Origin of the sequence: Urbifossiella limnaea, assembly GCF_007747215.1 — a bacterium.
GTDB classification, from domain to species: domain Bacteria; phylum Planctomycetota; class Planctomycetia; order Gemmatales; family Gemmataceae; genus Urbifossiella; species Urbifossiella limnaea.
On record NZ_CP036273.1, the window covers coordinates 4,837,651 to 4,859,851 of the forward strand.

General features: G+C 69.6%; 19 protein-coding genes. 15 read left to right on the plus strand and 4 right to left on the minus strand.

The genetic code is table 11. The features are described 5' to 3' along the window. Positions 1-7: 7 nt before the first annotated feature. Positions 8-3,025, minus strand: coding sequence for a Tad domain-containing protein (locus tag ETAA1_RS19785; protein ID WP_202920274.1), 3,018 nt, complete (start codon positions 3,023-3,025; stop codon positions 8-10). A 711-nt stretch (positions 3,026-3,736) separates the two neighbouring features. On the opposite strand from ETAA1_RS19785, the gene ETAA1_RS19790 reads away from it, so the two are divergent. The 8 genes from ETAA1_RS19790 to ETAA1_RS19825 all read left to right on the plus strand — a co-directional run bounded on the left by ETAA1_RS19790 (position 3,737) and on the right by ETAA1_RS19825 (position 13,641). Then, positions 3,737-5,269: an ABC transporter substrate-binding protein/permease gene (locus tag ETAA1_RS19790; RefSeq protein WP_145241489.1), complete on the plus strand. Its 1,533-nt coding sequence runs from the start codon at positions 3,737-3,739 to the stop codon at positions 5,267-5,269. After that, positions 5,266-5,982 (plus strand): amino acid ABC transporter ATP-binding protein, encoded by a 717-nt coding sequence (locus ETAA1_RS19795; RefSeq protein ID WP_145241491.1) that lies wholly within the window; start codon positions 5,266-5,268, stop codon positions 5,980-5,982. Before ETAA1_RS19790 ends, ETAA1_RS19795 begins: the two co-directional genes overlap by 4 nt. Next, on the plus strand, positions 5,979-6,833 hold the full coding sequence (locus tag ETAA1_RS19800) for a menaquinone biosynthesis family protein (protein ID WP_145241493.1): 855 nt from the start codon (positions 5,979-5,981) through the stop codon (positions 6,831-6,833). The genes ETAA1_RS19795 and ETAA1_RS19800 overlap by 4 nt, the downstream gene beginning before the upstream one ends. Before the next feature lie 15 nt (positions 6,834-6,848). Next, the gene (locus ETAA1_RS19805) at positions 6,849-7,559 is read left to right on the plus strand and encodes an arginyltransferase (RefSeq protein ID WP_145241495.1); all 711 of its coding nucleotides are present in this window, start codon (positions 6,849-6,851) and stop codon (positions 7,557-7,559) included. Positions 7,560-7,637: 78 nt separating this feature from the next. After that, positions 7,638-8,540, plus strand: coding sequence for an ABC transporter ATP-binding protein (locus ETAA1_RS19810; RefSeq protein ID WP_145241497.1), 903 nt, complete (start codon positions 7,638-7,640; stop codon positions 8,538-8,540). Positions 8,541-8,579: 39 nt separating this feature from the next. Then, a complete protein-coding gene (locus tag ETAA1_RS19815) occupies positions 8,580-10,604 on the plus strand; it encodes an ABC transporter permease (protein WP_145241499.1) in 2,025 nt (674 codons plus the stop codon). 109 nt (positions 10,605-10,713) lie between these two features. Further along, on the plus strand, positions 10,714-12,801 hold the full coding sequence (locus tag ETAA1_RS19820) for a hypothetical protein (protein ID WP_145241501.1): 2,088 nt from the start codon (positions 10,714-10,716) through the stop codon (positions 12,799-12,801). A 75-nt stretch (positions 12,802-12,876) separates the two neighbouring features. Next, complete coding sequence (locus ETAA1_RS19825) at positions 12,877-13,641, plus strand: PIG-L deacetylase family protein (RefSeq protein WP_145241503.1); 765 nt, start codon at positions 12,877-12,879, stop codon at positions 13,639-13,641. 74 nt (positions 13,642-13,715) lie between these two features. Here the strand turns inward: ETAA1_RS19825 and ETAA1_RS19830 are convergent, their stop codons facing one another. After that, a complete protein-coding gene (locus ETAA1_RS19830; RefSeq protein ID WP_145241505.1) occupies positions 13,716-14,567 on the minus strand; it encodes an alpha/beta hydrolase in 852 nt (283 codons plus the stop codon). Between the two features lie 83 nt (positions 14,568-14,650). On the opposite strand from ETAA1_RS19830, the gene ETAA1_RS19835 reads away from it, so the two are divergent. From ETAA1_RS19835 to ETAA1_RS19840, 3 genes are all read left to right on the plus strand, one after another. Next, positions 14,651-16,372 carry a PAS domain-containing hybrid sensor histidine kinase/response regulator gene (locus ETAA1_RS19835; RefSeq protein ID WP_145241507.1) on the plus strand — a complete coding sequence of 574 codons (1,722 nt, stop codon included), beginning with the start codon at positions 14,651-14,653 and terminating at the stop codon, positions 16,370-16,372. A 163-nt stretch (positions 16,373-16,535) separates the two neighbouring features. Then, entirely contained in the window at positions 16,536-16,712 is a 177-nt protein-coding gene (locus ETAA1_RS32205) for a hypothetical protein (protein WP_202920275.1), read from the plus strand. Further along, the gene (locus ETAA1_RS19840; protein ID WP_145241509.1) at positions 16,709-16,918 is read left to right on the plus strand and encodes a hypothetical protein; all 210 of its coding nucleotides are present in this window, start codon (positions 16,709-16,711) and stop codon (positions 16,916-16,918) included. The genes ETAA1_RS32205 and ETAA1_RS19840 overlap by 4 nt, the downstream gene beginning before the upstream one ends. A gap of 10 nt (positions 16,919-16,928) precedes the next feature. On the opposite strand, the gene ETAA1_RS19845 is transcribed toward ETAA1_RS19840, so the two are convergent. Next, positions 16,929-18,338, minus strand: a complete 1,410-nt coding sequence (locus tag ETAA1_RS19845) for an MBOAT family O-acyltransferase (RefSeq protein ID WP_202920276.1) — start codon at positions 18,336-18,338, stop codon at positions 16,929-16,931. A 16-nt stretch (positions 18,339-18,354) separates the two neighbouring features. Beyond that, on the minus strand, positions 18,355-19,464 hold the full coding sequence (locus ETAA1_RS19850; RefSeq protein WP_145241512.1) for a hypothetical protein: 1,110 nt from the start codon (positions 19,462-19,464) through the stop codon (positions 18,355-18,357). A gap of 169 nt (positions 19,465-19,633) precedes the next feature. Between ETAA1_RS19850 and ETAA1_RS19855 the strand changes: the two genes are divergently transcribed. The 4 genes from ETAA1_RS19855 (at position 19,634) to ETAA1_RS19870 (ending at position 22,189) form a co-directional block, all read left to right on the plus strand. Next, a complete protein-coding gene (locus tag ETAA1_RS19855; protein ID WP_145241514.1) occupies positions 19,634-20,653 on the plus strand; it encodes a DUF6263 family protein in 1,020 nt (339 codons plus the stop codon). Positions 20,654-20,722: 69 nt separating this feature from the next. Then, complete coding sequence (gene rfbD, locus ETAA1_RS19860; protein WP_145241516.1) at positions 20,723-21,589, plus strand: dTDP-4-dehydrorhamnose reductase; 867 nt, start codon at positions 20,723-20,725, stop codon at positions 21,587-21,589. Between the two features lie 133 nt (positions 21,590-21,722). Next, positions 21,723-21,962 carry a FeoA family protein gene (locus tag ETAA1_RS19865; RefSeq protein ID WP_145241518.1) on the plus strand — a complete coding sequence of 80 codons (240 nt, stop codon included), beginning with the start codon at positions 21,723-21,725 and terminating at the stop codon, positions 21,960-21,962. Further along, complete coding sequence (locus ETAA1_RS19870; RefSeq protein WP_145241520.1) at positions 21,962-22,189, plus strand: FeoA family protein; 228 nt, start codon at positions 21,962-21,964, stop codon at positions 22,187-22,189. Before ETAA1_RS19865 ends, ETAA1_RS19870 begins: the two co-directional genes overlap by 1 nt. The last annotated feature ends 12 nt before the right edge of the window (positions 22,190-22,201 follow it).

The window sequence follows — 22,201 nt, forward strand, 5'->3', positions numbered from 1 at the left end:
ACTCGCACTACTCGATCAGTGCCACCGACACGCCGCTCTGGAAGATGCGTTCCATGCAGGACTTCAGAGTATCGATCCGGTTCTGGTAGGTGCCGGTAATGACCAGGTAGCTCGGCAGGGTGGTCGTGCCGCTCGGCAGGGTGCCACCCGCGACGCCGACGTTCGAAAGGAACTGGTGGGCCGTCGTGCGGAACGTCGCACTCGGGGCCAGAGTCGTGTCGAACAGGTCCCCGAAGCCGATCGGATAGACCCGGGCCGGGGCGTTGCTGAGGCTGTGCCCGCTGTCCCCGCTCGCAGTTGTGGCCAGCGGCTTGACGATCTGCTTCACGACGTTGACCGCCGAACTCATCGACGGTTCGGTGCCGTTGCCAGGGCTCCCGCCGTTGGCCAAGTTCGAGTAGTAGGAGTTGTACCCCGCGGTGTTGAGCGTCCCACTGCTGTACGAGTTCGGCACGCCGTCCGTCTCGAAGATCACGATCTTGCTCGCCCCGCGCCGGCCGCGGATCGTGCCGTACTCGGCCGGCAGGGAGGACGAGGAGCTGAGCAGGTTGTACGCCACCATCAGCCCCGTGTTCGGGTCGGTGCTGCCGTTCGAGTTCGGGACCACGTCGATCCCCACGGACGTGTAGGATTGGGTGTACGGCCGCATCTCCGCGGTGGCGTCGCCGGCGTTGATCTGCGTGAGGAGCGTCCGTGGGAAGAACAGGGCGTTCTTCAGCGCGGTGAAGTTCTGGCCCGTCGGCACCCGCGGCAACTTGTACGCCCCTGCGGAACTGTACGAGAACATGGTCATGCCCACGGCGTCGTTCGGGTGGTTGTTGCGGATGTCGTCCAGCACCGAGTTCATACCCGCCTTGAGCTGCCAGCACTGGGCCTCGCGGCAGGTGCCGGGGTTCCAGTTGCCGCCGCTCGTGCCGCCCGCGTTGCCGATGAAGTCCATCATGCTCAGCGGGCCGAACCAGAAGTGCATCCGCGGCCGGTTCGGGCTGTCGTTGTAGCGCATGTACGGCCGCTGGCTCGCCCAGGTGCCGGTCGGCCCGGTCCACGCCGTCAGGTCGCCGGTGGTCATCGAGCGGGCGGCGCTCGACCAACTGTCGGCGTTCCCGGCCAGGTTCGTACTCGACGTGTACCGGTACCCCAGCACGTAGTCGATGTACTCCTTCCAGAACCGCTTATCGAGCTTCTGCTGGGTCGTGCCCGTGGCCGTGTCCACGTCGTTGGGGATGGACGAGTAGTACAGCACCCGCCCGGCCCGGAGGTTCGGCGGCAGCGCCTGCGGGCCGCTCTTGATCCACCGCAGGATTTGGGCGTAATCGATCCGGTAGCTGTCTACCGTCTGCGTTGTGTTGCCACTTCCACCCGAGGTGATGGGGATCGACTGGTTGCCGGTCGCGGCCTTCAGCGTCATCCCGCTGCCGGTGTTGAAGAGCACCTCGTTAATACTCTCGTAGCTGCCCGACCCGCTCCCGTTGTAGGGGTTGGCGTCAGTCTGCGGGTCGAACGTGCCGACCGCCCCGTAGTTGACCGTGGTGTTACCGCTGGCCACGGCGGCCGTCACTGTGCCCATCTTGGCAAAGTACCGGCGGCGCCAGTCGCCCGCCTGGTAGCCGGCGTCGCCGGGGTTACCCACCGGTGCCCGCGGGTCGGGCGGCCAGATGAAGAACGTCTTGCCCCAATACCCCGGCCCCATCGAGTAGCCTTGGTACCGGTCGGCCGTCGGCACCAGCGTCGTCGTCGCGTCGTACGTCCCGCCCGCGACTTTGGGCAGCAGCGGGTTGCCCGTCCCTCGGTCCGCCCGGTACTTCACGATGTCCAGGTCGTAACCGTACGCCTCCCACACCGGGTCGCGGAACCGTGCCTCGGCGATGATGTTCGTACCGCCGGAGGTCCGGACCGTGCCAGAGCTGACGGTGTAGCCCAGCAACTCGAGCGCCGTACCCGCCGCCCGGGTGGTCGCCGCGCCGGTCGCCCAACTCGTGTTCGTCTTGTTGATCGACCCGTCGGCCCGCCGCCACCGGTCGCCCACGTACGTGATCGCCCCCGAGTCGGTCATCGACTTGAAGTTGTCGGGCGCCGGCGTCGGGCCCGTCGGGTTGGCGGCGTCGCGGGCACTGAAGGCGTTGTACCCGCTGAAGTCGTAGGTCTGGCTGACGTAGGAGGACGGGTTGCCGGCCGTCTCCGCCGGACTCCACGCATGGAACGCCGGCTTCAGCAGCGACCGGTCCGCCGGCAGCGTCGTCTCCTCGCTCGGGTCGCCCGCGTTCGCCGGGTTGAAGTAGTAGTCCCGGACGATCGGCGGGCCGCCCGGCGTCGTCATGGTGTAGTTGTTCCGCGAGATCGCCTCGCCGCTGGCGTTCGTCTCGTTGGCCGCCGCGATCAGCGAGCTCTGGACGCTGACGTAGTGCCCGAAGGCCGGGGCCAGCGGGTCCGCGTTCAGGTGCTTCCCGCTGTAGTTGAACGTGCTGCTGAACGCCATCGACCCGGTCATGTCGAGCACGAACGCCACGTCCCGCGGCCGGTACACGGCCACCGCCCGCGCCCCGCCCGGCATGCTGTTCACGCCCCACAGCCGGGCGAAGTACGTCGGCTGATCCAGCGACACCGACACCTCGACGGCCGTCCACGATCGACCAGCCGGCGGCGTCGTCGGGTACGACACCTCGAACGTCTGCGTCGTCGTGTTGTACTCGTACGTCCCGACCCGAATGGACGTCACCGGGGCCGGTGTCGTGGCCTTCGACAACGACGTCGACATGAGCGGGCTGCCGTTGGCAGCGTCCTTCGCCGCCTGAACTGCGGCCGGGCGGTTGTTGTCGTAGCTCGGGTTTTCCGGCTGCTTGTTGTCGAGCGTCCGGCAGCCCACCAGTGCCGCCACGTCGGCGGCGTTCTGGCACTGAGTCCGGGCGACGGCCAGCATCCCCAGATCCACCGCCAGGGCGACGAAGGAGAAGATGGCGATCAGGCAGATGCCGATCATCGGCAGGACGGTGCCCCGGCGGCGGGTCGTTCGGCGGGTGGCACGCATGGTCGTCGGCTCCACAAGGCGGCCCGGCGGGAACGCAGGTCCGCACGGAGTACGGGTTGTTGGGTTCATAGAACACGGCCGATCCGGGCGCCGCCCGCGAGATCGGAAATGGCATCGCCGTTGGAGTGATTGAGGTGGCGGCCGAAGTCGGGCGGGGCGTCAATTCGGCGGAAGCGATTGGCAGGGTTGGAGGTTGCGTCGTGCGGGCGAGAGGTTTGGCGTGAGCTCCGGACGCCCGCAGCTTGCGGAGCGCGGCCCGGTGGCGGCGGCGGGCCATCCACACCCGCGCGAGCACTTCCGCGGCGCGGAGCACGAACCGCGGATTGTCGCTGCCGAGCACTCGACGGAGAGCGTGAATGGCGTCCAGGAAGGCGTCCGTAACCGCGTCCCCTGCCCTCGCGGGGGCGACGCCGCGGGCGGCGGCGGCGAGCGCGGCGATGTCGGGGGCAGCGGTCATGACGGTACCCGGGGGTTAGGGGACGAAATGGTGAACGAATGTTCTCTAACCTCCCCTTTCGGGATGTCAACTGAGTCGCGGCGGAAATCTGGAACAACGAGCGACGTTCGGCAGAGCACCACCTGAGCCGGGGCCTTCAACCGCTGAATCGCAGCCAGGGCATCAGCCCGGAGGCTGCCCCAGGCGCGCCGTCGAACCGGGTGGGCTTTCGCCACCACCCTCGTACACTTTCGCGGACGCTTCCGGAGAACGCCGTGACCCGCGGGTTGCTCGCCGTCGTCGTGTGCGCGCTCGCCGCCGACCCCGCCGCGGCCCAGGCTCCGCCGCTCCGCTGGGGCGGCGACAAGAACGGCGGCGCCCCTTACATCTTCGAGGACGCCGCCGGCCAGCTCGTCGGCTTCGAGGTCGAGTTCGCCGACTTCCTCGGCAAGGAACTCGGCCGCGAACCCGTCTTCGTCCAGAACCAGTGGGACAACCTCCCGGAGTTGCTGAAGCGCGGCACCGACCTCGATATTGTCCTGAACGGCTACGAGTTCAGTGCCGAGCGCCACGCCGACACGCCGACCACCGTCCCCTACTTCGTCTACTCCCTTCGCCTGATCGTTCCCGTCACCAACACGACGGTCGCGTCGTGGGCCGACCTCGGCCGCCAGAAGGAGCCGATGACCGTCGGCGTGCTCCGCGGGTCGGCGTCCGAGCGCTACCTGCAACAGCGGTTCGGCGACGCCGTGAAGCTGGAGTCGAGCGAGACGGTGACGGAGATGTTCGACCTGGTCAAAGAGGGCCGTGTAACGGCGACGGTGCAGGACGCCCCGGCCGCGACCTACTACGTGCTCGAAGGCCGCTACCCTGAGCTGAAGGTGGTCGACGAGCCGGCCGGGGCCGGGTACTACGTCATCCTCACCAAGCCCGGCGACGACGCGCTTCGGGAGCGGCTGAACGAGGCGATCCGCAAGGGTATCCGGTCCGGGAAGCTGCGGGAGTTGTACCAGAAGTACAAGCTGTGGAACGCGGCCCAGCAGCGGCTCAGCTACCTGGCGGAACAGCCGTGGCCCGACGTGACCAACGAGCTGGACGCGGCCGAGGGCGGCGAGCCGCCGGTGGCGCCGACGTTCCGCGGCGTCCTCGACAAGCTGGCGTGGGCGGCCGGGCGGACGCTGCTGCTCGCGTTCGCGTCGTTCCCGCTGGCGATGCTTCTGGGCGTGCTGGTGGCGCTCGGCCGGGTGTACGGCCCGTGGCTGGTGCGGGCGCCGCTGGCGGTGTACGTCGAGGTGCTGCGCGGGACGCCGCTGCTGCTACAGCTGTTCGTCGTGTTCTACCTGTTGCCGCAGCTCGGCGTGCTGCTCGGTTCGGAGACGCTGAAGGAGTGGCTGTCGCTGAACAAGTACGTGGCCGCGATCCTGACGCTCGCCGTGAACTACTCCGCGGCCGAGGCCGAGAACTACCGTGCCGGACTGCTCGCCGTCCCGCGCGGTCAGTTGGAAGCGGCACTGGCGCTCGGCATGACGCCGGGCGTGGCCATCCGCCGCGTCGTGCTGCCGCAGGCGTTCCGCATCGTGATCCCGCCGGTAACGAACGACTTCATTGCCCTGTTCAAGGACACGGCGGTGTGCTCGACGATCATGATCGTGGAACTGACCGGGCTGTACTACCAGTACAAGATTTACCCGAGCCTCGTGCTGGAGCTGGCGCTCGCGGTCGGGCTGCTGTACCTGCTGATGAGCTACCCCATGGCCGTGCTGGCGAACTGGCTGGAACGCCGGACCGCGACCGGGGGCGCGCGATGATCCGCGTCACGAACCTGGTCAAGGAGCACACCGGGCACCGCATCCTGAACGGGCTGTCGGTCGAGTTCCCGCGCGGCAAGGTCACGGGCGTCGTCGGCCCGTCGGGGAGTGGCAAGAGCACGCTTCTCCGATGCGTCAACGGGCTCGAACCCTTCCAGGCCGGCGAAGTCGCGGTCGGCGGCGTGCGGCTCGTCGGCGGCGGCACGCCCCCGAAGGCGACGCTCGTCGAGCTGCGGCGGCGCGTCGGCATGGTGTTCCAGTCGTTCAACCTGTTCCCGCACATGACCGTGCTCGGGAACGTGATGAGCGGCCCCGTCCACGCCCTCGGCAAGCCGGCGGCGGAAGCCGAAGCTACCGCCAAGAGGCTGCTCGACCGCGTCGGGCTGGCCGACAAGGCGGCGGCGAAGCCGGCGCAGCTGTCCGGCGGGCAGCAGCAGCGTGTTGCGATCGCCCGCGCACTGGCGGTTAATCCGGCGGCGATCCTGTTCGACGAACCGACCAGCGCCCTCGACCCCCGCATGGCCGCCGAGGTCATGCGCGTCATCGACGACCTGGCCGACGACGAACAGCTGCAAACCACGATGGTGATCGTCACCCACGACATCCCCGCGCTGCGGCGGGTGGCCGACACGCTGGTCGTGCTCGACCGCGGAGTGGTCGCCTACGCCGGCGACCCGGCCGCCGCCCCGCCGGGCTACCTGGACCACCCATGACCACCCAACTCATCCGCGTCGGCCACAGCCCGGACCCCGACGACGCGTTCATGTTCCACGCGCTCGCCAACGACAAGATTCCCACGGGGAACCTCCGCTTCACGCACGAGTTGCAGGACATCGAGACGCTGAACCGGCGGGCGCTCAGGGGCGAGCTCGAAGTCACGGCCGTGAGCATCCACGCCTACAGCTTCCTGTTGGAAAAGTACGCTCTGCTGCCGAGCGGGTGCAGCATGGGCGACAAGTATGGCCCGATGGTCGTGACGCGCGAGCCGATGACGGTCGAAGACCTGCCCGGTGTCACGATCGCGGTGCCGGGCACGCTGACTACGGCGTTCCTGACGTTGAAGCTGCTGTTCGAGTCGATCGGCGCGAAGGACCAGCTGAAGTACGAGGTGATCCCGTTCGACGAGATCATCCCCGCGCTCGCGGCCGGGAAGTACGAGGCGGGCCTCATCATCCACGAGGGGCAGCTGACGTTCCAGAACCAGGGGCTGCACCTGGCGGTGGACCTGGGCGTGTGGTGGCAGGACCGCACCGGCCTGCCGCTGCCGCTGGGCGGGAACGTGATCCGCAAGGATTTGGGCGCCCCGCTGATGAGCGAGGTGAGCCGGCTGCTGAAGCAGAGCATCCAGTACGGCCTCGACCACCGCCGCGAGGCACTGACCCACGCGCTACAATACGCGCGGGACATGGACATCGACCTGGCTGACAAGTTCGTCGGCATGTACGTGAACGACTGGACGCTGGACTACGGCGACCGCGGCCGGGCGGCGATCCGTAAGCTGCTGGACGAGGCCCACCGGGCGGGCGTCATCCCGGCGCCGGTGGCGGTCGAGTTCGTGGAGTAGCCAGCCGGGGCGTGCATGGTCTCGTTGCTGACGTTCACGACGCCGCCGTACCCGTGCGCGTACCTGCCGGACCGCGCGGCGACGCTCGACTACGAGGTCGTGGCCGCGGCCGACGCGGCTGACTACGCCGCCCGCATGGCCGCCGGCTGGCGCCGCTTCGGGCACCAGTTTTTCCGCCCCGTTTGCGCCGGTTGCACCGCCTGCCAGTCGCTCCGCGTACCCGTCGCTACGTTCAAACCCGACCGCAGCCAGCGCCGCGCCGCGGCCGCGAACGCCGACACCCGCCTCGTCATCGACGCGCCGAAGGTGACGCCCGCGAAGCTTGCGCTGTACGACCGGTTCCACGTCTTTCAGTCCGAGAGCAAGGGGTGGCCCGGGCACGGCCCGAAGGACGCGCTGGAGTACGCCGAGTCGTTCACGGTGAATCCGTTCCCGACCGAGGAGTGGCGGTACTTCCGCGGCCGGCGGCTGACCGGCGTCGGGTACGTCGATCACCTGCCGGGGGCACTGTCGGCGATCTACTTCTTCTACGACCCGGACGAGCGCGACCGGTCGCCGGGGACGTTCAACGTGCTGTCGATCCTGGGCCGCGCCGCGGAACTGGGGTACGAGCACGTCTATCTGGGCTACTACGTCGAGGGGTGCCGGTCGCTGGAGTACAAGGCGCGGTTCCGGCCGAACGAGGTGCTCGCCGGCAACGGTGCGTGGCAGCCTTTTCTGACGTAACCCGCCCGGCGCGAACCACCCGCCGCCGGCGCCCGTATATCAATTTGTAGCCCGCGCGTGCGGTCCGGAGCCCTCCCGATGTCGCAGACCCTCGTCGTCGAAACCCGGAGCCTCACCAAGGTTTACCGGGACTTCTGGGGCCGCAAGAAGAAGACCGCCCTCAACGCCCTCGACCTCAGCATCCACAAGGGCGAAATCTTCGGCCTCCTCGGCCCCAACGGGTCCGGGAAAACGACCACGATCAAGCTGCTGCTCGGCCTCCTGTTCCCCACCGCCGGCGACGCCTTCGTCTTCGGCGAGCCGGCGGCCAAGGTCGAGAAGAACGAGCGGATCGGCTACCTCCCCGAGGAATCGTACCTCTACCGCTTCCTCAACGCCGAGGAAACGCTCGACTTCTACGGCCGGCTGTTCGACATGCCCGCCACGGTGCGCCGCGAGCGGGCCGCCAAGCTCATCGACATGGTCGGCCTCTCCGCCGACAAGAAGCGCATCCTGAAGGAATACTCCAAGGGCATGCGGCAGCGCATCGGCCTGGCCCAGGCGCTCATCAACGACCCCGAACTCGTCATCCTGGACGAGCCGACCAGCGGCCTCGACCCGCTCGGCACCCGGTGGATGAAGGACCTGATCCTCGAGCTCCGCAAGCAGGGTAAGACGGTGCTGATGTGCAGCCACCGGCTCGACGACGTGCAGGACGTCTGCGACCGCATCGCCATCCTGTACAACGGCGACCTGCAGGAGCTCGGCGCGGTGTCGAAGTTGGTCGAGGACCAGAACCGCATCCAGGTGCGGGCCACGTCCGTCCGCGAGACGCCGGAGCTCAAGGCCGACCTGGAGGCGCTGTTCCGCAAGCACGGCGGCACGATGGAAGCCATGGGCCACCCGACGACGACGCTCGAAGAACTGTTCCTGAAGATCGTCGAGGAGTCGAAGGCCCGGCCGGGCCGCCGCTACCTGCCGCCGGCCGAGGCGGCGAAGTAAGGAACCCGCCCACCGCCCACCGTCCCCGAGGTCGCTCCCGTGACGTCGCCGGCCCTCTTCGGCATCCTCCAGCTCGACCGCGGCGAGCCGTTCGGGTACTCGCAGGTGCCGGGCCTCGTCCAGGCGTGGCTCCAGGACGCCGGCGGGTTCGCCGCCGTCGGCCTCGTCCTGTACCTGCTCTACGCCCGCTCGGTGCCGACGCAGCTGTCGCAGTCCGAGAAGCTGCGCGTGCCGGTCACGTCGTGGATGCTCATCGCCGGCCTCATGGCCGCGATCTGCTACGCCGGCGTGTTCGCCCTGATGCTGCTGCCGGGCAACCGCGGCGCCGTTCCCGAGCCGCCGCCGCCGCCGCCGGGAAGCGCCGTCATCCTCCCGCCGCCGGTCTGGCACTGGCAGTTACAGCCGATGCTGCTGATGGTCGGCGGCATGTTCGCCATCGTCGGCCTCGGCCAGCCGTTCGTCCGCGACCTGCTCAAGCTCCGCTCGCGGCGCATCTGGGCGCTGTCGAAGCTCGGGTTCAAGGAGGCGGTGCGGTCGAAACTGCTGTGGCTCGGGCTCCTGATCCTGCCGTTCTTCCTGTTCCGCAACGTGTGGATGGCCACCGTCCGCCCGTCCGACGAGTTCCGCATCCTGGTCACCGCGTCGATCTTCGCCATCACCGGGCTGGTGCTCTTCACGGCGGCCCTGCTGGCCGCGTTCAGCATCCCCAACGACATCAAGAACCAGACCATCCACACCGTCGTGACCAAGCCGGTCGAGCGGTTCGAGATCGTGCTCGGGCGGTTCGTCGGCTACACGGCCCTGATGACGCTGGCGATGGCGGCACTGACGGCGTTCAGCCTGCTGATGCTGAACACGGCGACGATCGACCCGAAGGCCGAGGCCGAGACGGCGACGGCCCGCGTGCCGGTCCGCGGGGCGCTCAAGTTCGGGAGCAAGAAGCTCGACTTCGAGGGGACGAACGTCGGCCGGGAGTTCGAGTACCGCAAGTACATCGCCGGCGACCCCCTCTCGCCCCAGCGCGGCATCTGGGAGTTCGGCGACGTGCCGGGGGCGCTGCCGCGGGCGGCCAAGGACGCGGTCCGGTGCGAGTTCACGTTCGACGTGTTCAAGCTGACCAAGGGCGAGGAGAACAAGGGCGTGTTCGCCACCTTCCGGGTGGTGACGCACGCCTGCCCCCAGGTCCCGCCGAAGGACAACAGCGGCGAGTGGGAGTGGGCCGACAAGGACGCCTTCGCCCGGTACAAGGCTGACCTGGACGCCATGCGGAAGGCCGGCCGTAACCCCGAGGGCGCCCCCCCGGACACCGACGGCTGGAAGGCCGCCAACGAACTGGCCGAGAAGTACGGCTTCTACGAAATTCGCAACCGCGAGGCGTTCGACTACGCCGTGGGTTACGTGGACATCCCCGCCGGCCTGTTCCGCAACGCGCAGCAGGGCAACCCGCCGCCGGTGACGGACCCCACCGGCAAGCAGGTGCCCGGCCCGCGCGTCTCGGTGCAGGTGAAGTGCGAGAGCCGCGGGCAACTCCTCGGCATGGCCCAACCCGACCTCTACCTGTTGGAGGGGAGCCAGCCGTTCACCCTGAACTTCATCAAGGGCATGGTCGGGCTGTGGTGCCGGCTGTGCATTGTGGTGGCGCTGGCCGTGGTGTGCAGCACGTACCAGAGCGGCGTCCTCAGCCTGCTGGTGACGGGGCTGATCTTCCTGACCGGGTACGCCACGGAGCACCTGTCCGACCTGGCGCTGAACCGCAACATCGGCGGCGGGCCGTTCGAGTCGATTTCCCGGCTCGTGAAGGCCGAGACGCCGACCGCACCGTCGTCGGACACGGCGGGCGGCAAGGCGCTCCAGGTCATGGACAAGGGCTGGGCGTGGGTGGTGAGGCGCATCCAGAACATGATCCCGGACGTGGAATCGTTCGTGTGGACGGACTTCGTGTCCGAGGGGTTCAACGTCAACTCCGAGTACCTGCTGGTGAACCTGCTGGTGACCGCGGGCTACTTGTTGCCGTGGTTCGTGCTCGGGTACTTCCTGATGAAGTCGCGGGAAGTGGCGAACTGATTTCGAGTTTCGAGCTTGGAGTTTCGAGTTTCGAGTGGTGGCACTTGCCGCCGCACGGAGCACGAGGCGCCGAACTCGAAACTCCAAACTCGAAACTCGAAACTCTGCAATGAACCCGCTCCAGAAGGCCGCCGTCCGCCGCAAGCTGTGGTACCTCGGGGTCATCCTCGGGCTTTTCACCGTCAGCATGTACTGGCGCGGCACCCTCGACATCCCGCTCGCCGGCAAGGTCGGGTTCGCCACCGCTCTGGCCGAACGCACCATCAAGTACCAGGCCACCCGGCACGAGCTCCGCGAACTGGAGCAGGGCGACCCCGAAATCCTCGGCACCGTCGCCCGGCTGCTCCTCACCGGTTCCCGCGGGTTCGCGATGACGGCGCTATGGTACAACGCCATCGACCAGCAGAAGCGGAACGACTTCCACAAATTCGAGCAGTCGGTCAAGGCCGTCACCACGCTCCAGCCGCACTTCATCACGCCGTGGATCTTTCAGAGCTGGAACATCGCCTACAACGTGTCCGTCGAGATGCAGTCGATGGGCGACATGTACTTCTACATCGCCCGCGGCATCGAGCTGCTGTCGGAGGGCGAGCGGCGGAACAAGAAGTCGCCGGACATGCGGTACCAGATCGGCTTCTACTACCAGAACAAGTTCGGCGTCGCCGACCAGGTGCAGACGCTCCGCTGCCTGTACGACCTGAGCAACATCCCGACCGGCGAGCGGAACCCGGCCGACTTCCTGGACAAGGACGGCGGCGTCGACCTGAAGCGGTTCCAGACGTTCTGCGAGAAGAACCCGCTCCTGGTGCGGCGGCTCCGCGGCGAGGAGCGGCGCGACCGCGACCGGAAGGACAAGAGCTTCGAGACGCTCCGCGCCCGCACGCCGGCGGACGTGGTGGACTTCCTGCGGACCAACTACAAGGTGCCGAGCCGGTTCCGCAACGCCGGCGGCGAGCTGGCCGACCCGGAGCGGCAGTTCCCGGCCCTGCCGCCGAAGTTCGACGAGGGCCGCGACGAGGCCAGCGCCGGCGAACTGACCCGCGACCCGGCGTTTACCGGCTTCATGGCGGCGCGGGCGTGGTTCGCCTACGCCAACACGCTGGTCCCTCCGAACCCGAAGGACGCCAACGACAACCCACTGCCGGCGTCGACGCCGCGGCCGGGCGAGTTCGACCAGTTCAAGTACCGGGTGCCCCGGCTGCCGATGCTCATCATCTTCCGCCAGGGGCCGCCGCGGGCGCAGTCGTACCAGGCCGAGATGTTGACGAAGGACGGGTGGTTCGACAAGGACGGCTGGGACGTGGACGGCCGGGTCGACGAGTCGAGCGCGTGGTTCGCCGAGCCGAGCCCCGGCGGGCCGCGGAAGCGGACGGTGGTCATCGGCACCGGCCGGGACTGGTCCCGCGAGGCGTGGGAGCAGGCGGCGCAGATGTGGCGGACGCACGGCGAGAACTACGGCCAGCTCCTCGACGCGGCCCGGCTCGCGCGCTACCGTGAAGACGCCCGCATCCCACTGGGGGCGTCCGACTTCGTGCCACTGCCACCCGAGATCACGCCCGATCAGGCGGCCGCGGACCCGGCGTTCGCCCGCCGCCACGCCGCCACGACGGCGCTGTTCTTCTACCACCAGAACCGGACGGTGACGAACTTCCCGTACTACCTCGCCAACGCTCAGGCCGAGGCGCGGGCCGACACCGTCCGCGCCCGCAAGACTCTGTTCGAGGCCGACCAGTCCCGCCGCGCCGGCAACCGCCTGGAGGCCATCCGGCTGTACAAGGACGGGCTGGAGCAGTGGAAGAGCGTGTTGCTGGCGAACCCGGCGTACCACCGCCCCGAGCGGTTCGACCGCGTCGAGGAGGAGACGTTCGAGTTCGAGTTGGACTACCTCCGGCTGCTGGCCCAGGACGACCGGCGGGTGCAGGACAAGGCGCTGGAGGTGCTCCGCGAGGGCGTGTCGGCGGTCCTGCCGTTCCAGGGTGCCAGGGTGGCGATCCCGGTGTCGTACGACCTGAAGCTCCGTGTCGCCGACGAGTTCTTTTCGGTGTTCGGCGGGACGATGCCGACGACCCTGACCGACGGGCGCGGCGGCACGCCGTGGATCCGGCCGGACATCCGCAACACCGTACTCGGCCGTCAGGGCGTGGTGGTCACGCCGCCCAGCGGTCCGGGCACGACGCCGACTCCGGGCCAGCCGTAACCCGACCCCCAGTCCAACGCCCACCCGCCCCGACGGGTGGGCGTTGCCCACCTTCCCCCCTCGTCACCGCTCGTCATGACCGACATCGCGCTCGCGATCCTCGCCCACCCCGACGACGCCGAATTCCTCTGCGCCGGCACCCTGATCCGCCTGGCCAAGGAGAAGGGTTGGGCCGTCCACGTCGCCAGCATGACGCCCGGCGACTGCGGCTCGGCCGAGCACACGCCGGAAGAAATCGCTCGCATCCGCCGCGGCGAGGGCGCGGCCGCGGCGGCCGCGATCGGCGCGGCGTACCACTGCCTCGAGGAACGCGACCTGCGCGTGATCTACAACGAGCCGGCGCTGGAGAAAGTGGTGCGGCTTCTGAACAAGGTGCGGCCGCGGGTCGTGTTCACGCACAGCCCCGACGATTACCACCTCGACCACGAGCAGACGAGCAAGTTGGTCCGCGCCGCCACGTTCGCCGCGCCGATCGGCAACTTCCTCCACAACCGCCCCGGCGCGGACGAACGCCACCCGCCGCTCGACCACATCCCGCACCTCTACTACTGCGACCCGCTCGAGGGCGTGGACGCTTTCGGAAACGCGATCGCGCCGGCGTTCCGCGTGGACGTGTCGGCGGTGATCGACGACAAGGGGCGGATGCTGGCGTGCCACGAAAGCCAGCGGGCGTGGCTGCGGAAGCACCACGGCGTCGACAACCTCGTGGACTCGATGAGGGCGTGGGGCGCGACGCAGGGGGCGGCCGCGGGCGTCGCCTTCGCCGAGGGCTTCCGCCAGCACCTCGGCCACAGCTACCCGCACGACAACCTCGTCGCCGAACTCCTCGGCCGGGTGTAGCTCCGACCGTGGGACAGAGGGACTCAGGGACAGAAAGCTGAAGAATGCTCTGACTGCCCGTCCCTCCGTCCCAATCACCGCCACAGCCACTTCAAGCTATCCGGCAGGATCACGCCGCCGTGGCGGCCGTTGTGCCCGCCGTCGCCGTACACCAGGCGGTAGTCGTAGCTCATGTGCCGCAGTGCCGCGGCCATGCTCAGGTTCGCGAGCGGCCAGTGGCCGTGCAGGTTGTCCAGGTCGCCCGACCCGTCCTGCAGGAATACCCGGATCGGCTTCCGCTCCGTCTTGCGGATCAGGCCCGGGTACACGTCCCCCCCGCGGATGTTGGTGAAGCTGCCGACGTGGCTGAGCACCTTCGAGAAAAGGTCCGGCCGTTCCCACGCCGCGGTGAACGCGCAGATGCCGCCGGAACTAATACCGCAGATCGCACGACCGGCCGCGTCCTGGCGTAGCTTCACGGTTTTCCCCACCTCCGGGAGAAGCTCTTTCTCCAGGAAGCCGGCATACTGGTCGGAAAGGGTGTCGTACTCGAAGCTCCGGTTGGAGCGGCCCTTCCCGCCGCCCTCGGCCGGGAACGTGCCGGGGTTCACGAACACCGCCACCGTGACGGGCATTTCCTTCCGATGGATGAGGTTGTCGAACACGACCGGCACCCGGTACTGGCCCTTCTCGGCCACGTAAGAACCGCCGTCCTGAAAGACCATCACGCACGCCGGCTCCGCCTCCCGGTACTGGGCCGGCACGTACACCCAGTAGTCGCGCTCGGTGCCGGCGAACACCTTGCTCGGCAACTTCAGCGGGCCGGTGACGGAGCCCTTCGGCACGCCCGGCTGCCATTCCGAGTCGGGGCCGAGGGTGTAGTCGTCGGCCGCCGGGGCGGGCACGGCGGCGAGAGCGAGTGCGAGCGCGGGTACGAGGCAGCGCATCGGACGGGCCTTTCGCGGGGAGAGGGGACGGGGCCAAGCGTATGGACACGGCCCCCGCCCCGCCAGCGCCGCGGGGCCCGGCCGTGAACACGCCCCACCCCGACGAGCGCCTCCAGCGGGCGCTGGACAAGTTCCTGACCAGGGGCGGGCCGTTCGTCCTCCCGGAGGGGCCGCCGCCGACCGCACTCCTCCCCGCGCCGCCCGGCGGGCTGCCGCCGGACACGAAGCTGAACGCGGCCCTGCCCACGCCCGCGGTCATCCCCCGGCCGGCCCCGCGCGAGCCGTCGCCGACGCCGATTCCGGGCGCGTCGCGCGCCGTCGTCACGACCGACGCCGTGCTCGCGGGGCTCGACCACGTGGTGTGGTCGGTGTCGCCCGACGGGGCTCTCGTGTACCTCCTCGGCGGCCCCGTCGAGCGACTGTTCGGCCACCCCGCCGAGTTCTTCCTCGACAAGTCCGACGGCTGGCTCTCCGCCCTCCCCGACGACGACGCCGACCGCCTCCGCGCCGCGTTCGCCGGCCTCTCGGCCGCCGGGTCGTTCGTCGTCGAGCACACCGCCGGCGGGCGGCGCGTCGTGACGCGTGGCCGGTTGCTGCTCCGCCCCGACGGCCGACCGATACGCGTGGACGGGAGCACAACCGAACTGACGGAGACGGCCACCGAGCGCGAGTTGCGGGCGAAGCTGGCGGTTGCCGAAGAGGCGCTGCGGGCGACGGCGCGGCTCGGCACCCTGGGACGACTGGTGAGCGGCGTGGCCCACGACTTCAACAATTGCCTGACGGTCGTGTCCGGGAACGCCGAACTGCTCCGCGAACTGCTGCCGGCCGACGACCCGCTCCGCGACACGGCCGGCGAGATCGTCGCGCACGTGGCGTCGGCGGCACTCGTGGCCCGACAGTTGGTGGCGTTCGGCAAGCCGACGGGGGCGTGCTCGGGCCCCACCGACCCGGCCAACGAGATCCGCGTTCTGGACCGGCTTCTGCGACGGCTCACGGGCGAGGACATCACACTCGACGTGCTTCTCGCCCCCGGCGTTCCGCCGATCCCGGTCGGCGCCGGCTCGCTGGCGCAGGTGGTGCTCAACCTCGTCGCCAACGCCCGCGACGCCATCCCGCGCCACGGCACGGTGACGCTTCGCGTTGCTGAGGCGGTCGTCGATCGCGCCCGCGAGGGCTGGCCCGAGGGCCTACCCGCCGGGCGGTACGTGGCACTGACGGTAGCGGACACCGGCGTGGGAATGACGGAGGCGGTGCGGGCGCGGATGTTCGACCCGTACTTCACGACGAAGGGGCCTGCCGGGAACGGCGTCGGCCTGGCGACCGTCGCGGAGATCGTGCGGACCGCCGGCGGGCACATCGAGGTGGAATCGGCGGCGGGGTGGGGCACGAGTGTGCGGGTGTTCTTCCCGCCGGCCGACTACCCGCCCGCGGTCGTGCCGCCGACGGCACCCGAGGCGCCGCCGCGGCCTGCGACGGTGCTGCTAGTGCAGGACGCGACGCGCGTCCGCGACCTGGCCGCGTCGGCGCTTCAGCACGCCGGGTATCGCGTGCTGGAGGCCGACGACGGGGTCGCCGGCGAGGAACGGGCGCGGCTGTACGCCGGGCCGATCGACCTGCTGGTCACGGACGTCGGCCTGCCGAAGCAGGACGGCCGCGAGTTGGCGTCGGCCCTGCGGGCGGCGCGGCCGGGGCTGCGGGTGCTGTTCGCGTCGGGCTCGGCGGCCGAGGTGCCGGGGCCGCTGCTTCCGAAGCCTTACACTCCTGCCGAATTGTTGGCCGCTGTGCGGCTGTTGCTGGATGGTTGATCATCCCGCAGCGTGGTCACTTCTGGTAGTATCAAGCATGTCCGGCCGAGTGTTCTTTGACGTGGATCCCGGCCCGCTCCGGCTCCCGCGCGAGCGGATCGACGGGGCCGACCCGGGAAAGCTCCAGTGACAGATCGCCCGGCACGGCCGGTCACTCGCCGGCATGCCGCCGGTGTACGTGTACCGCGGGTCGGACGGCGAGTTGCTGATCGCCGACGGCGTGACCCGGGCGACGCGTGCCGCCAAGCTCTGCCCCGGCGTGCCGATCCCCGCGGAGTTGCTCGGCGTGCGACCATACCCCATCCGGCACCTGCCGACCGTTCAGGAGAAGTTGCCGTGAACCCGACGTCGCACGACGAGTTGGTCGAGGCTCTCGCGGAACTTCGCCAGGCGCTGCCGTCGCTTCGGCTGGGGCAGTTGGTGGCAAACCTGGCGACCGTGGCCCGCGGGCCCGAAGCGGGGGTTGTGTGGGACGTGAATGACGACGAACTCCTTGCCGCGGCCCGCTGGCAGCTCGCCCAGCTGACGCAGCCGGCGGCGTCGTAAGGGGACGCGGTCAAAACACGAAATAGATGAACGGCCGCCCGGCCGCCGGGCCGAGGGTGACGAGCAGTACCACGATGCCGACGTAGCAGGTGGCGCGCACCGCCGGGGGCAGGTCGAGCAGCCGGCACGTCGCGCCGCGAAGCCCGCTGAAGCCGTGCCCCAGCGCCACCAGCGCCACCAACCCCGGCACCCAGACCGGCACGCCGTCGGCGACCACACCGAACGCGCACCACGACCGCAGCAGAAGCTCACCACTCGCCCAGTCCGGCATCCGCACCACCACCATCCCCGCGACCGTCAGCCACAGCGTGACCCCCCACGCGACGAAGGCCCACGCCCGGCTGCCGCGAACCGCATCGGCCCACGGCACGCCCGTAAGGGTGCGGTCCCAGGCGCGGTGGGCGCACACCAGCAGCCCGTTCCACACCCCGAAAGCGAGCCACGCCCACGCCGCGCCGTGCCACAGCCCGCAGGCCACGAACACGATCATGACGTTCCGGTACGCCCGGAGTCCGCCCCCGCGGCCGCCGCCGAGCGGGACGTACAGGTAGTCGCGCAGCCACGCCGACAGCGACACGTGCCAGCGGCGCCAGAAGTCGGGCACGCTCGTCGCCAGGTACGGGAAGCGGAAGTTCAGAGGGAGTGTGAACCCGAACCACAGCGCCAGTCCGACCGCGATGTCGGAGTAGCCGCTGAAGTCGCAGTAGAGCTGCGTCGCCCACGCCAGACACGCCCAGCGGTGCTCCGCCGGGCCGAACGCGGCCGGGTCGGCGAACACCGGCGACACGACCAGCGCGTCCAGCTGGTCGGCGATGAGCAACTTCTTGAACAGCCCCAGGAGCAGGAAGTGGAGCCCGTCCGCCGCGTGTCGGGCGGTGACCGCCGGCGGCGTTGCCATCTGCGGCAGGAACTCGGCGGCGCGCACGACCGGCCCGGCAGCGAGTTGCGGGAAGAACGACACGAACAGGGCGTAGTCGAGCGGCGAGCGGACGGCGCGGACGGCGCCGCGGTACACGTCCACGGTGTACGCGATCCCCTGAAACGTGTGGAAGCTGATCCCGAGCGGCAGCAGGATGTCCCACGCCCGGGCGGGGAGCGGGCCGCCGAGTGACACCACGTTGTCGTAGATAAACGCCGTGTACTTGAAGGCGACGAGCAGGCCGAGGTTCGCCGCGACGCTGGCGGACAGCCAGCGCCGGCGGGCGCGACCGGTGGCGGCGTCCTCGATGCGGACGGCGGCGACGTAGTCGATCGCAGTGCAGAGAAGGATGACCCACAGGTACTGGGGGCTGAGCCAGGCGTAAAAGAGCCACCCGGCGGCGAGCAGGACGCGGTACTTCGGCGCGCGGCCGCGGGCGGCGTGGTACAGCACCAGCACCGCCGGCAGGAACAGCCAGAACGCCTTCGTGGCGAAGACCACCACCGCCTCCGTGCGGTCAGCGTGCGAGTTCGTCGCGCACCCGGTCACTCAGCCGCGCCGCGCCGCGCCGGTTCAGGTGGATCACGTCCGCGAAGTCCGCGTCCGTCAGTCCCGCGGCCGGGCGGAGCACGCGCACGCCGCGGTCGCGCTCCAATTCGGTCAGCCGGGCACGGTACTCGGCGAACGCCGCAGGGTACGCCGCTTCCAGGTCCGCCGTCACCGGCACGTCGAGCAACAGCAGTTCGGTTCCGCCGTCGGCGCACCAGTCGATCAGGCGGTGGAGGTACTTCAGGTGCGAGCCGGTGCGGTAGTTCTGCAAGAACGGGAACGCCTGCGGCCGCACACCGGCCGCCTTCGCGGCGTCGTAGCGACCCGCCGCGAACCCGCGGGCCGGCACGTAACCGTTCCCCGCCCGCAACAACACGGCCCGTTCGCGCAGCTCGTCCGCCTCGCGGAACGCCTCCGGCGCCTGTCCGGGAAACACCTCCTCGGCCCGGCACGCCGCCCACATGCGGATGCCGTGGCGGTATTGCACGAGGTTCGACACCCTCGCCGCGCGCCCTTGTAGGAAGTGCCGCGACACCCACTCGGCTGAATCGGGGCGGAGCCGAATCCAGTCGATCCAGTCGCCCCAGGTCATGAGCGAGTGCGGGCCGTGCGGCTCGTTGCGGCCGTCGTTCAGGTCGGTGGCGGTGATGCCGTACACGAGCACCCGCGGCTGGGTCGGGCACGCCCGCAGCACCGCGTGGTACACGTCCGAGGTTGTCGCTCCGGAGAGACCCACGGCGTAGGCGGAACGCAGTTCCCGCCCGTCGCGGACGACCCCGGCGACGCGGCCGGGGTCGATCCCCTCGGCGACCGGCGACCCGCCGACGAACACCAGGTCGCGCGGCTCGCGGGCGCAGGCCGTGACTCGGGCGGCGTAGTCGTCCGGGGAGTGCCGTTCCCAGACGTGCGCGAACCGGCCGACGAGGACGTCGGCGAGCAGCAGTAGAGCGGCGAAGTATACGAGCGTGCGGTGGCGGCGCAGAAACCCCTCGCGGGCCGGCGGTGCGACCACGACCGTGGCGCGGACCGTCGGCGTGTGTCGGCCGAAGGGCGTCGTCTCGGTCAGCACGCGGGGCACGAGCAAACCCTCGGGGGCCGCCGAGTGTGCCAGAACCGCGACCCGCCGGGCAAGTCGAGTTCGCGCCCCGGAATTCGCCCCCGCCCTTGCCCGGCCCGGCGGTCCGGGTAGAACAATCGGACTAACCCACCCCGGCCCCGGCCGGACGGTCACCGCGGAGGTCGCTATCGTGTCGCGCGTTCGAGTCGGCGTCGCCGGCCTGTTCCTCGCCTCCCTGGCGGTGGTCGCCCTGGTCGCCTCCCGGGCCGACGCCCAGGACAAGCAATCCTTCACGCTCAAGCTCGAGAAGGACAAGGCCTTCTACCAGAAGACCGACACCGTCGTCGCCCAGATTATCAAGGTCCAGGGCCAGGACCTGACCCAGAAGCAGCAGAGCACGTTCTTCTTCAAGTGGACCCCCGAGAAGATCGAGGGCGAGAAGGCCACCCTCAAGCAGAAGGTCGAGGGGCTGTTCATGTCCATCGACATCTCGGGCAACCCCATCATCTACGACTCGGCCAAGAAGGAGCCGGCCGGCTCGGCCAGCAACCCCGGCCTGATGGACTTCTTCAAGGGGCTGGAGGGCACCGAGTTCACCGTCGTCCTGAACACCAAGAGCGGGGCGGTCGAGAAGGTGGACGGCAAGGAAGAGCTGGCGAAGAAGCTCGGCGCCGGCAGCGCCCAGATGGACAGCCTGCTGAAGAAGATTCTCACCGACGACTCGCTGAAGCAGATGGCCGACCCGACCGCCGGCCTGCTGACGGACGCGGGCCGTGCCGTCGGCGACAAGTGGGACCGCAAGACGACCCTGAACCTCGGCCCGGTCGGCTCCTACGAGGTGAAGTACGACTTCACCTACAAGGGCAAGGACGAGAAGCTCAAGCACCTCGACCGGATCGAGGTTTCGCCGACGATCACCTTCAAGTCGCCGACCGAGAGCACCGAGGGGCTGCTGTTCAAGATCAAGTCGGGCACGCTGGAGACGAAGGCTCTGGACCCGGACCAGACGCCGAGCGTGATCCTGTTCAACTCGGCGCTCGGGCGGATCGAGAAGGCCACCATCAGCCTGAAGATGGAAGGCGAGCTCCTCGTCGGCATCGGCGGCAACGACACAAAGGTTGCACTGTCGCAGCGGCAGACGACGACCGTCGAGCAGCAGAACGACCCGTTCCCGCCGGGCCAGGGGAGCCCGACCCCGGCGAAGAAGTAACGACCGACTGAGTTCGGTCCCCTGCCCCGCCCGGCCTCGCGCCGGGCGGCGGCGTTTCCCGGAGCCGTCATGCGCGTCGCCGTCCTCGGCGCGGCCGGCCAACTCGGCCGCGACCTGTGCCCCCGCCTGTCGGGCACCGTGGTGCCGCTCTCTCGCGCCCACATCGACCTTGAGAAGCCGGAGACGATCGCGGCGCACCTCGCCGCCGACCGGCCGGACGTCCTCGTCAATTGCGCCGCGTACAACTTTGTGGACAAGGCCGAGGCCGACCCCGGCCCCGCGTTCGCGGCCAACGGCCTCGGCGTGCGCCTGCTCGCGCAGGCGTGTGCCACGGCCGGCGTGAAGCTCGTCCACGTCAGCACCGACTACGTGTTCGGCCTCGACGCCGACCGTACCACGCCGTTCACCGAGGACGACGCCCCGGGGCCGGTGAGCGCCTACGGGCTGAGCAAGCTGGTCGGCGAGTACGCGACCCGTGCGGCGCACCCCGGGCACCTCGTGGTGCGAACGTGTGGCCTGTACGGCGTGTGGGGGAGCGGCGGAAAGGGCGGCAATTTCGTGGAGACGATGCTCCGAGTCGCCGGCCAGGGGAAGCCCTTGCGAGTCGTGAACGACCAGCGCTGTACCCCGAGCTACACCGCCGACGTGGCCGAAGCCGTCGCCGGGCTGGTGCGGGCCGGGGCGAGTGGGTTGTACCACGTAACCAATTCCGGTTCCTGCACCTGGTACGAGCTGGCGGCCGAAATCTTCCGCCGCGCGGGAGTGACGGCCGACCTGTCGCCGATCACGAGCGCACAGTTCGCCGCTCCGGCGCGGCGGCCGCCGTACAGCGTGCTGTCGAACGCGAAACTGGCAGCGGCAGGCGTGCCCGCACCGCGCCCGTGGCCGGAAGCGCTGGCCGCATACCTGGAGGAAAGGGCCAGGCCGCGAGCGTGATTGTTCACACGAACGAAACCCACCGGTCCCAGCCGGTGGGTTTCTCACTTCCCCTCCTTGACTCCGCCCGCTCCACAGCGGATACTACACGTATCTGAGATTGCGTCTCAATAAGCCGTCGGCCGAGGTGGCGATGCTGCCGCTGGACATGCTGCGGGCCGGGGAGTGGGCCGAGGTCGAGGACGTCAGTGGCCAACCCGCATGGGTCGGCCGCCTGGCCGAGCTCGGCATCCGCCAGGGCTGCCGTGTACAGGTCGTGCAGCCGGGCTCGCCGTGCCTGCTGAACGTGGCCGGGTGCAGGCTGTGCCTCCGCCCCGGCGAGTGCTCGCAAATCCTCGTCCGCCCGGTGGACGACACGCCGGCAGTCGTCTGATGCCCACCCTCGCCGACCTCCGCCCCGGCCAGTCCGCCACCGTCGTGTCCCTCGCCGGCGACCCCGCCCTCGTCCAGCGGCTGTACGAACTCGGCCTGTTCGAGGGCGAGCCGGTCGAGGTGCTGGCCCTCGCCCCACTCGGCGACCCGGTCGAGGTGCGCGTCGGCAACAGCCGGCTGTCGCTCCGCAAGGCCGAGGCCGCGAACGTCACCGTGACCGCGTCCTAGCTTCCTGCCCCC

Bases quoted from the DNA above. Each gene is read 5' to 3' on its own strand.
- ETAA1_RS19785 (WP_202920274.1), bottom strand. From the start codon at position 3,025: ATGCGTGCCACCCGCCGAACGACCCGCCGCCGGGGCACCGTCCTGCCG.
- ETAA1_RS19795 (WP_145241491.1), top strand. From the start codon at position 5,266: ATGATCCGCGTCACGAACCTGGTCAAGGAGCACACCGGGCACCGCATC.
- ETAA1_RS19800 (WP_145241493.1), top strand. From the start codon at position 5,979: ATGACCACCCAACTCATCCGCGTCGGCCACAGCCCGGACCCCGACGAC.
- ETAA1_RS19805 (WP_145241495.1), top strand. From the start codon at position 6,849: ATGGTCTCGTTGCTGACGTTCACGACGCCGCCGTACCCGTGCGCGTAC.
- ETAA1_RS19810 (WP_145241497.1), top strand. From the start codon at position 7,638: ATGTCGCAGACCCTCGTCGTCGAAACCCGGAGCCTCACCAAGGTTTAC.
- ETAA1_RS19820 (WP_145241501.1), top strand. From the start codon at position 10,714: ATGAACCCGCTCCAGAAGGCCGCCGTCCGCCGCAAGCTGTGGTACCTC.
- ETAA1_RS19825 (WP_145241503.1), top strand. From the start codon at position 12,877: ATGACCGACATCGCGCTCGCGATCCTCGCCCACCCCGACGACGCCGAA.
- ETAA1_RS19830 (WP_145241505.1), bottom strand. From the start codon at position 14,567: ATGCGCTGCCTCGTACCCGCGCTCGCACTCGCTCTCGCCGCCGTGCCC.
- ETAA1_RS32205 (WP_202920275.1), top strand. From the start codon at position 16,536: ATGCCGCCGGTGTACGTGTACCGCGGGTCGGACGGCGAGTTGCTGATC.
- rfbD (WP_145241516.1), top strand. From the start codon at position 20,723: ATGCGCGTCGCCGTCCTCGGCGCGGCCGGCCAACTCGGCCGCGACCTG.
- ETAA1_RS19865 (WP_145241518.1), top strand. From the start codon at position 21,723: ATGCTGCCGCTGGACATGCTGCGGGCCGGGGAGTGGGCCGAGGTCGAG.
- ETAA1_RS19870 (WP_145241520.1), top strand. From the start codon at position 21,962: ATGCCCACCCTCGCCGACCTCCGCCCCGGCCAGTCCGCCACCGTCGTG.